The 11,015-nt window shown below is 70.9% G+C and carries 13 protein-coding genes; 11 read left to right on the forward strand and 2 right to left on the reverse strand.

Annotated elements, in window-relative coordinates; genetic code table 11:
• The first annotated feature begins 210 nt into the window (after positions 1 to 210).
• The 6 genes from ACZ4XX_RS23560 to ACZ4XX_RS23585 all read left to right on the forward strand — a co-directional run bounded on the left by ACZ4XX_RS23560 (position 211) and on the right by ACZ4XX_RS23585 (position 5,003).
• Positions 211 to 780: a 2-oxo-4-hydroxy-4-carboxy-5-ureidoimidazoline decarboxylase gene (locus ACZ4XX_RS23560; protein WP_468509844.1), complete on the forward strand. Its 570-nt coding sequence runs from the start codon at positions 211 to 213 to the stop codon at positions 778 to 780.
• A gap of 192 nt (positions 781 to 972) precedes the next feature.
• Complete coding sequence (gene sdhC, locus ACZ4XX_RS23565) at positions 973 to 1,353, forward strand: succinate dehydrogenase, cytochrome b556 subunit (RefSeq protein ID WP_015035721.1); 381 nt, start codon at positions 973 to 975, stop codon at positions 1,351 to 1,353.
• Positions 1,354 to 1,361: 8 nt separating this feature from the next.
• Positions 1,362 to 1,841, forward strand: coding sequence for a succinate dehydrogenase hydrophobic membrane anchor subunit (locus ACZ4XX_RS23570; RefSeq protein WP_030318423.1), 480 nt, complete (start codon positions 1,362 to 1,364; stop codon positions 1,839 to 1,841).
• A 25-nt stretch (positions 1,842 to 1,866) separates the two neighbouring features.
• Positions 1,867 to 3,621 (forward strand): succinate dehydrogenase flavoprotein subunit, encoded by a 1,755-nt coding sequence (gene sdhA, locus ACZ4XX_RS23575; RefSeq protein ID WP_468509834.1) that lies wholly within the window; start codon positions 1,867 to 1,869, stop codon positions 3,619 to 3,621.
• Complete coding sequence (locus tag ACZ4XX_RS23580) at positions 3,621 to 4,379, forward strand: succinate dehydrogenase iron-sulfur subunit (protein WP_351901713.1); 759 nt, start codon at positions 3,621 to 3,623, stop codon at positions 4,377 to 4,379. Before sdhA ends, ACZ4XX_RS23580 begins: the two co-directional genes overlap by 1 nt.
• 111 nt (positions 4,380 to 4,490) lie before the next feature.
• Positions 4,491 to 5,003 (forward strand): hypothetical protein, encoded by a 513-nt coding sequence (locus tag ACZ4XX_RS23585; protein ID WP_468509835.1) that lies wholly within the window; start codon positions 4,491 to 4,493, stop codon positions 5,001 to 5,003.
• A gap of 102 nt (positions 5,004 to 5,105) precedes the next feature.
• On the opposite strand, the gene ACZ4XX_RS23590 is transcribed toward ACZ4XX_RS23585, so the two are convergent.
• Positions 5,106 to 5,564 (reverse strand): MarR family winged helix-turn-helix transcriptional regulator, encoded by a 459-nt coding sequence (locus ACZ4XX_RS23590; protein ID WP_468509845.1) that lies wholly within the window; start codon positions 5,562 to 5,564, stop codon positions 5,106 to 5,108.
• Positions 5,565 to 5,837: 273 nt separating this feature from the next.
• Between ACZ4XX_RS23590 and ACZ4XX_RS23595 the strand changes: the two genes are divergently transcribed.
• Together ACZ4XX_RS23595 and ACZ4XX_RS23600 are read left to right on the forward strand one after the other, a co-directional pair.
• On the forward strand, positions 5,838 to 7,055 hold the full coding sequence (locus ACZ4XX_RS23595) for an MFS transporter (protein WP_468509836.1): 1,218 nt from the start codon (positions 5,838 to 5,840) through the stop codon (positions 7,053 to 7,055).
• 105 nt (positions 7,056 to 7,160) lie between these two features.
• Complete coding sequence (locus ACZ4XX_RS23600; protein WP_468509837.1) at positions 7,161 to 8,168, forward strand: hypothetical protein; 1,008 nt, start codon at positions 7,161 to 7,163, stop codon at positions 8,166 to 8,168.
• A gap of 60 nt (positions 8,169 to 8,228) precedes the next feature.
• Here ACZ4XX_RS23600 and ACZ4XX_RS23605 read toward each other — a convergent pair whose 3' ends face one another.
• Positions 8,229 to 8,996, reverse strand: a complete 768-nt coding sequence (locus ACZ4XX_RS23605; RefSeq protein WP_468509838.1) for an alpha/beta fold hydrolase — start codon at positions 8,994 to 8,996, stop codon at positions 8,229 to 8,231.
• A 160-nt stretch (positions 8,997 to 9,156) separates the two neighbouring features.
• Here ACZ4XX_RS23605 and ACZ4XX_RS23610 point away from each other — a divergent pair, with 160 nt between their 5' ends.
• From ACZ4XX_RS23610 to ACZ4XX_RS23620, 3 genes are read left to right on the forward strand one after another with little or no spacing between them, the layout of a single operon-like run.
• Entirely contained in the window at positions 9,157 to 9,591 is a 435-nt protein-coding gene (locus ACZ4XX_RS23610) for a hypothetical protein (RefSeq protein WP_468509839.1), read from the forward strand.
• A gap of 24 nt (positions 9,592 to 9,615) precedes the next feature.
• Complete coding sequence (locus ACZ4XX_RS23615; protein ID WP_468509840.1) at positions 9,616 to 10,053, forward strand: thiol-disulfide oxidoreductase DCC family protein; 438 nt, start codon at positions 9,616 to 9,618, stop codon at positions 10,051 to 10,053.
• A 10-nt stretch (positions 10,054 to 10,063) separates the two neighbouring features.
• Positions 10,064 to 10,831 carry a TetR/AcrR family transcriptional regulator gene (locus ACZ4XX_RS23620; protein ID WP_468509841.1) on the forward strand — a complete coding sequence of 256 codons (768 nt, stop codon included), beginning with the start codon at positions 10,064 to 10,066 and terminating at the stop codon, positions 10,829 to 10,831.
• The last annotated feature ends 184 nt before the right edge of the window (positions 10,832 to 11,015 follow it).

Genomic DNA, 11,015 nt, shown 5'->3' on the forward strand with positions numbered 1-11,015 from the left:
GCGGGCGGTCCGGCCAATCGGGGGACACGACGAGGCCGCGACCGGAACGTATGCGTCCATCACCTGTTCCGAAACTCTCCCTTCCGGGTGAAATTCGCGCATCCGTCGGACACTTCCCTCGTCCCGTCGGTAACGTTGCGTCACACCCACCCCATCGCGCCCGTCCCACGCGCGGATCGCCCCACCCGTCCCGGAGTACCGGAGCCCACGCTGACCAGCGACACCCACGTCCCCTGCCGCAAGCCGGGCTCCACGGACACGCCTGCCATACCCGCCCAGAACCAGGGCCCCTCCGTCCGCGGCCTCGCGGGCTTCAACGCGGCCTCGCCCGTCGAGGCCGAGGCCCTGCTCCTGTCGTGCTGCCACAGCCCCCGCTGGGCCGAACGGGTGGCGGCGCACCGCCCGTACCCCACCGTCGACGCGCTGCTCGCCGCCGCCGACGAGGCCGGGTACGACCTGTCCCGCGCCGACCTCGACGAGGCCCTGGCCGCCGAGTCCTCGGCCCTGCCGCACCCCGACGCGCCGCCCGCCGCGCGGACCGCGCTGCGGGCCGCCCACGCCGCGTACGAGAGCAGCTTCGGACACGCGTTCGTGATCAGCCTCGACGGAGTACGGCCCGGAGAGCGTCTCGACCAGGTATTGGCAGGCATTCGGTCACGTCTCGGCAACGAACCGGAGGAGGAACGCGTGGTCGCCGCCGAGGAACTGAGGCGGCTCGCCCGCGCCCGGCTGGCATTCCGACTCGCCGAGGCCCTCACACCGCGACACTCCGGGCCGTGAATCCGTCCGGAATACGGCGATTCCGGCCTGTGCGATAGTCCGTCCGTGCCTGTTTGATCACACCGATGGACCCCGCGCGAGCGAACCGACAAGTCGTCGCTACGATGACCGGGGCCGGTGGACCGTACCCGGCCGGGTCAGACCGACAGAGAAGCCGGCCGACCCTGATCCCCGCTCCCGGAGGGTTTTTCCGTGCCGGCTGGAACGCTGTACCGCGGCCGGGAAGGAATGTGGAGCTGGGTGGCTCATCGAGTCACCGGCGTCCTCATCTTCTTCTTCCTGTTCGTACACGTGCTGGACACCGCTCTCGTCCGCGTCTCTCCAGAGGCGTACGACGAGGTCGTCGCGACCTACAAGACGCCGATCGTCGCTCTCCTCGAGTACGGCCTCGTCGCTGCCATCCTCTTCCACGCGCTGAACGGTCTCCGTGTCATCGCCGTGGACTTCTGGTCCAAGGGCCCGCGCTACCAGAAGCAGATGCTCTGGACCGTCGTGGGCATCTGGGTCGTACTGATGGCGGGCTCGCTGTACCCCGTCCTCGGCCACGCCGCACGTGAACTGTTCGGGAGCTGACGCCAGATATGTCTGCTGACACCACCTCCACCGCGATCGGTCCCGTCGAGGGCGGCGCCCACTACGACGTGGACAACCCCGCGCCGTACATCGAGGCCCCCCGCAAGCGCACCGGCAAGACCCCGCGCGCGACCCGCGGCAACTTCGAGATGGCCGCATGGCTCTTCATGCGCCTCTCGGGCGTGGTCCTCGTCGTCCTGGTCCTCGGCCACCTGCTGATCCAGCTCTTCCTGGACGGCGGCGTCTCCAAGATCGGCTTCGCCTTCGTGGCCGGCCGCTGGGCGTCCCCGTTCTGGCAGGTCTGGGACCTGCTGATGCTCTGGCTCGCCATGCTGCACGGCGCCAACGGCCTCCGTACCGTCATCAACGACTACGCGGAGCGGGCCAACACGCGCCTGTGGCTCAAGGGCCTGCTGTACACCGCCACGGTGTTCACCATCCTTCTGGGCACGCTGGTGATCTTCACCTTCGACCCGAACATCCGCTAGGCACGGGGCTGAGGTAATCCACGTCATGAAGATCCACAAGTACGACACCGTCATCGTCGGCGCCGGTGGCGCCGGCATGCGCGCCGCCATCGAGTCGACGAAGCGCAGCCGCACCGCCGTGCTGACGAAGCTCTACCCCACCCGGTCCCACACGGGCGCCGCGCAGGGCGGCATGGCCGCCGCGCTGGCGAACGTGGAGGAGGACAACTGGGAGTGGCACACCTTCGACACGGTCAAGGGCGGTGACTACCTGGTCGACCAGGACGCCGCCGAGATCCTGGCGAAGGAGGCCATCGACGCCGTCCTCGACCTGGAGAAGATGGGCCTGCCGTTCAACCGGACCCCGAACGGCACCATCGACCAGCGCCGCTTCGGCGGTCACTCCCGCAACCACGGCGAGGCCCCGGTCCGCCGGTCCTGCTACGCCGCGGACCGCACCGGCCACATGATCCTCCAGACGCTGTACCAGAACTGCGTCAAGGAGGGCGTGGAGTTCTTCAACGAGTTCTACGTCCTGGACCAGCTGATCACCGAGGTCGACGGCGTCAAGAAGTCCGCCGGCGTCGTCGCGTACGAGCTGGCCACCGGCGAGATCCACATCTTCCAGGCCAAGGCCGTGATCTACGCCTCCGGCGGCACGGGCAAGTTCTTCAAGGTGACCTCCAACGCGCACACGCTGACGGGTGACGGCCAGGCGGCCTGCTACCGCCGCGGCCTGCCGCTGGAGGACATGGAGTTCTTCCAGTTCCACCCGACGGGCATCTGGCGCATGGGCATCCTGCTGACGGAGGGCGCCCGCGGTGAGGGCGGCATCCTCCGCAACAAGGACGGCGAGCGCTTCATGGAGAAGTACGCGCCGGTCATGAAGGACCTCGCGTCCCGTGACGTCGTCTCCCGCTCCATCTACACGGAGATCCGCGAGGGCCGCGGCTGCGGTCCCGAGGGCGACCACGTCTACCTCGACCTGACGCACCTTCCGCCGGAGCAGCTCGACGCCAAGCTCCCGGACATCACCGAGTTCGCCCGTACGTACCTCGGCATCGAGCCGTACACGGACCCGATCCCGATCCAGCCCACCGCGCACTACGCCATGGGCGGCATCCCGACCAACGTCGAGGGTGAGGTCCTGGCGGACAACACCACCGTCGTCCCGGGCCTGTACGCGGCCGGCGAGGTCGCCTGTGTCTCCGTGCACGGCGCCAACCGTCTGGGCACCAACTCGCTGCTCGACATCAACGTCTTCGGCAAGCGGTCCGGCATCGCCGCCGCCGAGTACTCCGCCAAGCACGACTACGTCGAGCTGCCGGAGAACCCGGAGTCCCTCGTCGTCGCGACGATCGAGAAGCTGCGCAACTCCACGGGCAGCGAGCGGGTGGCCGACATCCGCCGTGAGCTCCAGGAGACGATGGACGCCAACGTGATGGTGTTCCGTACGGAGCAGACCATCAAGACGGCCGTCGAGAAGATCGCCGAGCTGCGCGAGCGCTACGAGAACGTGTCCATCCAGGACAAGGGCAAGCGCTTCAACACGGACCTCCTGGAGGCCATCGAGCTGGGCAACCTGCTCGAACTGGCCGAGGTCATGGCCGTCTCGGCCCTGGCGCGCAAGGAGTCCCGCGGCGGTCACTACCGCGAGGACTACCCGAACCGCGACGACGTCAACTTCATGCGTCACACCATGGCGTACCGCGAGGTCGGCGAGGACGGCTCCGAGACCGTCCGTCTCGACTACAAGCCGGTCGTGACGACCCGCTACCAGCCGATGGAGCGTAAGTACTGATGGCTACCCCCGTACTGGACAAGGTCGAGGCGGAGTCCGCCGCCTCCCCGTACATCACGGTCACGATGCGGATCCGCCGCTTCAACCCCGAGGTGTCGGACGCGTCGGTCTGGGAGGACTTCCAGATCGAGATCGATCCGAAGGAGCGTGTGCTCGACGCCCTCCACAAGATCAAGTGGGACGTCGACGGCACGCTGACCTTCCGTCGCTCGTGCGCGCACGGCATCTGCGGCTCGGACGCGATGCGGATCAACGGCAAGAACAGGCTCGCCTGCAAGACGCTGATCAAGGACCTCAACCCCGACAAGCCGATCACCGTCGAGGCCATAAAGGGCCTCACGGTGCTGAAGGACCTTGTCGTCGACATGGAGCCCTTCTTCCAGGCGTACCGGGACGTCATGCCGTTCCTGGTCACCAAGGGCAACGAGCCGACGCGCGAGCGCCTGCAGTCCGCCGAGGACCGTGAGCGCTTCGACGACACCACCAAGTGCATCCTGTGCGCCGCGTGCACGTCGTCCTGCCCGGTCTTCTGGAACGACGGCCAGTACTTCGGTCCGGCCGCGATCGTCAACGCGCACCGCTTCATCTTCGACTCGCGTGACGAGGCCGGCGAGCAGCGCCTGGAGATCCTGAACGACAAGGACGGCGTGTGGCGTTGCCGCACCACGTTCAACTGCACGGACGCCTGCCCGCGTGGCATCGAGGTCACGAAGGCCATCCAGGAAGTGAAGCGCGCGCTGATCACGCGTCGCTTCTGATCACCGGCGTTCCGGGGGCCGGGTTTCCGGCTCCCGGTTCGGTGCTTCGGCCCGCTTCTGTACGCTGCGGCGTGCAGGAGCGGGCTTTTTCTTTGTGAAGGACGGGGACTGATGAGCGAGCCGAACCCATACCGGTCGGAGGAGTACGAGTGGGGCCCCGGGCAGCAGCAGCCGGGCCAGCCCGCCTACGGGTACCCGCACCCTCCGGCGTACGAGCCGACCCTGCCGGGCGGGGTGCCGGTGCCGCCGCAGCAGGTGCCCGGCGTCCCGCAGGGCGGCGGCACGCCGCTGCTGAGCCTCGGTGACATCACCGTGGTGGGCGACCAGATCATCACGCCGGCCGGCGCGATGCCGCTCAAGGGCTCCGTGTGGAACGCGATGGACATGTCGCGGACCGAGGAGAAGATGCCGACGGTCGCGATCGTGCTCGCGGTCATCTTCTTCATCTTCTGCCTGCTGGGCCTGCTGTTCCTCCTGATGAAGGAGAAGTCGACCACCGGCTTCATCCAGGTCACGGTGACCAGCGGCGGCAAGCACCACGCGACGATGATCCCGGCGCGCGGCCCGGACACCATCCACTGGGTGATGGGACAGCTCAACTACGCGCGGTCGCTCAGCATGTGAGCGGTCGTCACCGGTGAGGGGGCGCCCGCGGGCGCCCCCTCGTCGTGTCCGGACGCGGGCGCCCTTTCGTCGCGTCCGGGACCGGTCTCGGCGGCCGGGGGGCTACCAGTGGCGAGCCGGCTCCGTCGACTCCGCCTCGACCATGACGCGCCGCAGCATGTCGTTGAGGAGGGCACGCTCCTCCGGGGAGAGGACGCCGAGCAGGCGGTACTCCTCGTGGCCGAGGACGTCCATCGCCCCGAGCCAGGTCTCGCGGCCGGCGGCGGTGAGTTCGACGACGACCCGGCGGCGGTCGGTGGTGGACTGGGTGCGGCGGACGAAGCCGCGCTTCTCCAGGGCGTCGAGGCGGCCGGACACGGAGGCGGGGGCCAGGTCGAGGTCCTGGGCGAGTTCGGAGGGCGCGGCGCTGCCTCCCCGGCCGGCGATCTTGTGCAGGGTGTCGAACTCGTGGCGCTCCAGGTCGAAGTCGACGAGGGACTGCTCCCTGACCCGGCGCAGATGGACGGAGAGCTTCTTCATCCGGGTGACGGCGCCTTCGACGACGGGGTCGAGGTCGGGCAGGACGGGCTGCCAGCGGGCGACGTGCCCGTCGGTCCAGTCGCGCGCGGTGTGCGGGGTGTGCGCGGTGTGCGGGGCACTCGGCTCGTGTGCCGTACTCCCCGCGTGTGCGGCATTCGGCTCGTGTGCGGCACTCGGCTCGCTCGGAGTGAGGGGCTCGCTCGGAGTACGCCGTTCCTCGGGTTGCGCCATGGGGTGATCGTACGTCGGCGGGCCGGGAATCACCCGAGAAGTATTTCGTTGACGAATTATTCGGCACCGAAATACTCTTCGGTCATGACTGCTGCCACCACCACGGCACCGCCGCCTGCCCCGCACCCCCTGCGCACCCGTTCCTTCCGGCTGCTCTTCACCGGCCGCTTCCTCTCCCTCCTGGGCGACGCCGCCATCCCCGCCGCCCTCGCCCTCGCCGTCCTCGAGGCCACCGGCTCCACCTCCGCGCTCGCCCTCGTCCTCGGCTGCGCGATGGTGCCCAAGCTGCTGCTCCTGCCGCTCGGCGGCGTGGTCGGCGACCGGTTCGACGCCCGTACGGTCGCGCTCACCACGGATCTCGTGCGCTGCGGCACCCAGCTGGTCGTCGGCGTCCAACTCCTCGGCGATGCGCCCAGCCTGGCCGTCCTCGCGGTCTCCGAGGCGCTCGGCGGCGCGGCCGGGGCCTTCGCCATGCCGACCGACGCGCCCCTGGTGAAGGGCACGGTGGCGACCGAGTCGCTGCACCGGGCCAACGCCGCGATGAGCGCCGCCAAGAGCGCCACCCGACTCGGCGGCCCCGCGCTCGCCGGCACCCTCGTCCTGACCGTGGGCCCCGGCTGGGCCTTCATCCTCGACGCGGCGACGTTCGCCGTCAGCGCGCTCCTCCTGACCGCGGTGAAGGTGAAGCGGGTGCCGATCCCCCGCCGCTCGCTCCGCGCCGACCTGGCGGAGGGCTGGCAGGAGGTCCGCTCCCGCGACTGGTACTGGACCAGCCTGATCGGCCACAGCGCCTGGAACGGCGCCGCCGCCGTCCTGATGACCCTCGGACCCGCCATCGCCGTACAGCAGCTCGGCGGCGGCACCGTCTGGGTCGTCCTGCTCCAGGTCGGCGCCGTCGGCTTCCTCCTCGGGGCGCTGATCGCCGACCGGGTCACACCCCGGCGCCCGGTCCTCACGGCGAACCTCGGGCTCGCCACGTACGCGCTGCCACTGGTCCTGCTCGCGGTCGCCGCACCCGCGCCGCTGACGATCGCGGCCTACGGGATCGCGCAGGCGGGCCTCGGATTCCTCTCCCCCGTCTGGGCGACCGCCGTCCAACGGGCCGTGCCCGCCCACGCGCTGGCCCGGGTCACCTCGTACGACTGGCTGCTCTCGCTGGCCGCGATGCCCCTGGGGTACGCGCTGGCGCCCCTCGCGGCCTCGGCCTGGGGGCCGGAGGTGCCGCTGATCGTCGCGGCGGTCGCCGTGGGCGGCTGCTGCGCCGCGACGGCGCTCGTGCCGGGGGTACGGCGCTTCCGCTGAGGCCGGGACGGGGGCCGGGGGCGGTGGCGGGGCGGGTCGGGGCGGTGTCGGTGGCCGGTGCCGGTGTCGGTGCCTGCGTCGGTCGTGTCTTCTAGCCTCGTACGCATGGGGAACACGGGACCGGGCAGCGGTCCGGACGCGCGGAAGCACCGGGACCACGCCCTCGCGCTGCACCTGCGGGCCTGCCGCGGCGCGGAGGAAGAGGCGGGCGCGGCCCTCGCGGAGCTGTCCGGGCGGGAGCTCGGCTGGACGACCGCGGAGTCGGACGTCCTGCTGGTGCGGCTCGTCGGGAAGGACGCCGAGGTCGCACCGCACGAACTCCAGGGCGCGTTCCTTTCCTTGGTGCCGATCGCCCTCGCCGCGGCCGAGCAGGCGGAGGAGTTCGACCGGGCCCGGGTCGGCTCGCTGCGCCGGTCGGCCGAGTCGGTGTCCCTCCCGCCGGGCGAGGAACTCGCGGCGCTGCGGGACCGGATGGACGCGCTGCTGCGGCGGGAGCCGACGATCGTGCCCGGCAGGCTCCCGCACCATCTCCTCGACGGGCTCGACGCGTACGGCCCTGCGATGCGCGCCGCCCACGGCGATCTGCTCACGGGTGCGGGCGCGGCGCTCCTCCTCGGGCACTGCGCGCTCCTGGACGGAACGCGGCCCACGCGCGCGTGGCGCCGGCGCGCGGCCGTCCTGCTCGCGGAGACGAGGCTTGGGGAGGAGCTGGTACGGCGCCTCCTGGAGGGCGCCGCCGCGCAGCCCGAGCACCGCGTGAGCGACCTCGCCCCGCTGGTCATGGTCAGACAGGACATCGCAGGGGACACCAACACGTCCTTGCTGCGCGGGTTGCTCCGGTCGGCGCTCGACATCGACGCCGACTGGGTCGTCCCGCTCGTGGGCGCGGTCGCCCTGCACGCGGGCACGGCCTCGGCCGGCGGCTCCGGCACCGCCTGTCGCAGCCGGCCCCTCGCCACCGCCGCCGTCGCCGCGCTCGGCGCGTGCGAGGGAGGCCGGGGCGAGGAGGCCGGGCGATGGCTCGGCCGGCTGGCGGGGGCGGTGCGCCACCGGGCCCTGTCCAAGGAGATAGCCAAGGCCCTCGGCGCCGTGGGAGCCCCGGCCGGCCACTGACCACGGGAGCCCCTACCGGCCACCACGGGAACCCCGGCCGGTCACTGACCGCGGGATCCCCTACCGGTCGGCCTCCGCCAGGAAGGCGATGAGCAGGCGGGCCGTCTCGGCCGGACGTTCCAGGGCGGGGAGGTGCCCGGCCCAGTCGAGGTCGACGCGGCGGGCGGCGGGCAGCAGGCGGGTGAGGTCGTCGGCGACCGCCCGGAAGTCGGGGACGTCGTGGGCGCCCACGGCGACCAGGGCGGGGACCTTGATCCCGGCGAGGTCGTCGGCGGTGACCTCGGGGGTGACCGGGTCGAACTCCTCGGGGGCGGCGAGCTGGACCTCGAAGGCGTGCCGCTGCATCTCCCGGACGAGCGCGCGGGCCTCGGTGCCGGCCTCGGGGCCGAGCCAGGTGTCGACGTTGAGCTCGACGGCGCCGTCGAGGTCGCCCGCTTCGAGCAGTTCGTCCTCGCGGCCGCCCCAGGCGCGCAGCTCGTCGCCGGGTTCGAAGCCGGGGATGCCGGAGGCGAGCAGGGCGAGGGCGGAGACGTGTCCGGGGTGGCGGACGGCGAGTTCCAGGGCGACCTCGCCGCCGAAGGAGGAGCCGACGACGGCCGCCCGTTCGATGCCGAGGTGGTCGAGGAGGTCGCGCACGTCGTCGGCGTGGTTGTGCGCGGCGTCGACGGGGGTGTCGCCGAAGCCGCGGAGGTCGCAGCGGACGACCCGGTGTCCGGCCTCCGCGAGGGCGTGGAACTGCCCGTCCCACATCCGGCGGTCGCAGACCCCGGAGTGGAGCAGGAGGACGGTCGAGGGGCCCTGACCGGCCAGATCATGAGAGAGCGTCATCCGACCGACCCTAGGCGGCGGGACCGCAGGCGACCAGGGAGTTTCCCGGCCGGGGTCCCCCGCGCCGCCCACCCGTCCCCACCCTTGACTTGAACACGTTCAAAGAGAGGTCTACAGTCATGACCAACAGCTTTTGAACGCGTTCAAGGGAGGGTGGGGCATGGACCTCACTGTCATCGCGTACATCGTCTACCTGCTGATCAGCGTGGCCCTGACCGTCTGGGTCGCACGCACGCTCAGCCGCAACGGAAGGATCTTCCTCGCGGACGTCCTGCACGGGAACGAGAAGCTCGCCGACGCCGTCAACCACCTCCTGGTGGTCGGCTTCTACCTCGTCAACTTCGGCTTCGTCGCCCTCTACCTGAACCAGGACGACACCGTCCTCGACGCCCGCGCACTCTTCGAGGCGCTCTCCGTCAAGCTCGGGGTCGTCCTGCTCGTCCTCGGCTTCATGCACCTCGGGAACGTCTACGTCCTCAACAAGATCCGGCGCCGCGGGGTCATGGAACGCGAGCAGGTGCCGCCGGTCGGCCCGCAGGGCTGGACCGCGACCCCCAAGGGCGGCCCCTGGGCCCCGCCGGCACCCCAGGGCTGAGGGGCGACCACCGTGCCGCCCCCCGTGGGACGTCTGACCGTGCTGTACGACGCGGACTGCCCGCTCTGTGTGCACCTCAGGCACTGGCTGCTGCGCCAGCGGCAGCTCGTCCCGCTGGACCTCGTACCGGCCGGGTCGCAGGAGGCCCGGCGCCGCTTCCCGGAGCTCGACCACACCGCGACCCTGCGGGAGATCACCGTGGTCGGGGACCGGGGCCAGGTCTACCGGGAGACCTCCGCCTGGATCGTCTGCCTCTGGGCGCTCGCCGACCACCGGGCCAAGGCCCACTGGCTGGCCACCCCGACAGGGCAGCCCTTCGCCCGGATGACCGTCCTGGCGGCGGCGAAGTGGCGCGAGGCCCTGAAGGAGCCGGACCACGAGGCCAGGCCGCACGGGGCCGGTCCGTACGGGGCGGGGCCCTGCGTGGACGGGCGCTGCGAAGCGCCCGGTCCGCCCGGCTAGGCTCGTCCGTGTGACGGACGTGAAGGAAGACAAGAAGGCCCCGAAGAGCGAGCAGACCCGCACGCTCATCCTCGAAACCGCGCTCCGGCTGTTCAAGGAGCGCGGTTACGACAAGACGACGATGCGGGCCATCGCCCAGGAGGCCGGGGTCTCCGTCGGGAACGCGTACTACTACTTCTCGTCCAAGGAACACCTCGTCCAGGGCTTCTACGACCGGATCGCCGAGGAGCACCAGGCGGCCGTCGAGCCCATCCTGACCGGTGGCGAGAAGGACCTCACGGCCCGGATCCGGGGGGTCTACCTCGGGTGGCTCGACATCGCCGAGCCGTACCACGAGTTCGCGTCGCAGTTCTTCAAGAACGCCGCCGACCCGGACAGCCCGCTCAGCCCCTTCTCACCCGAGTCGGAGGGCCCGCGCGAGGCCGCGATCGAGGTCCACCGGCGGGTCATCTCCGGCGCCTCGGTGAAGGTCGACCCGGAACTCAGGGAAGCCCTCCCGCAGTTGCTGTGGCTCCAGCAGATGGGCCTGGTCCTCTTCTGGGTGTACGACCGCTCGGAGGGCGCGGCCAACAGCCGCAGGCTGGTCGAGCGGCTCGCGCCGGTCACCGCCCGCGCGATCTCCCTCTCCCGCTTCCGGATCCTGCGCCCGCTGGTCAAGGAGACGCACGAACTGCTCTCCGACTTCATGCCCACGGCAGCGGGAATGGCGGCCTCGGGCAAGCCCAAGAAGAGGGCGAGCCCGAAGCCGCCGGAGCCGGACGCGACACCGGAGTCGTAGACCCCGAAGCCGCGGGAGCCGGACGGCACTCCGGAGTCACGGACCCGGAGTGGTGGCTCCGGAGTCGTGCACCCCTGAGCCCCGCGGCCCTAGGTGTATTGATCACGAACGTTGTTAACGCTTACCGGGCTTGATCATGGCGAAGACCTCCGGTGTGGTGGAGGTGTCTAGGACTACACCGCAC

It is taken from the genome of Streptomyces sp. NPDC029956, assembly GCF_055574655.1.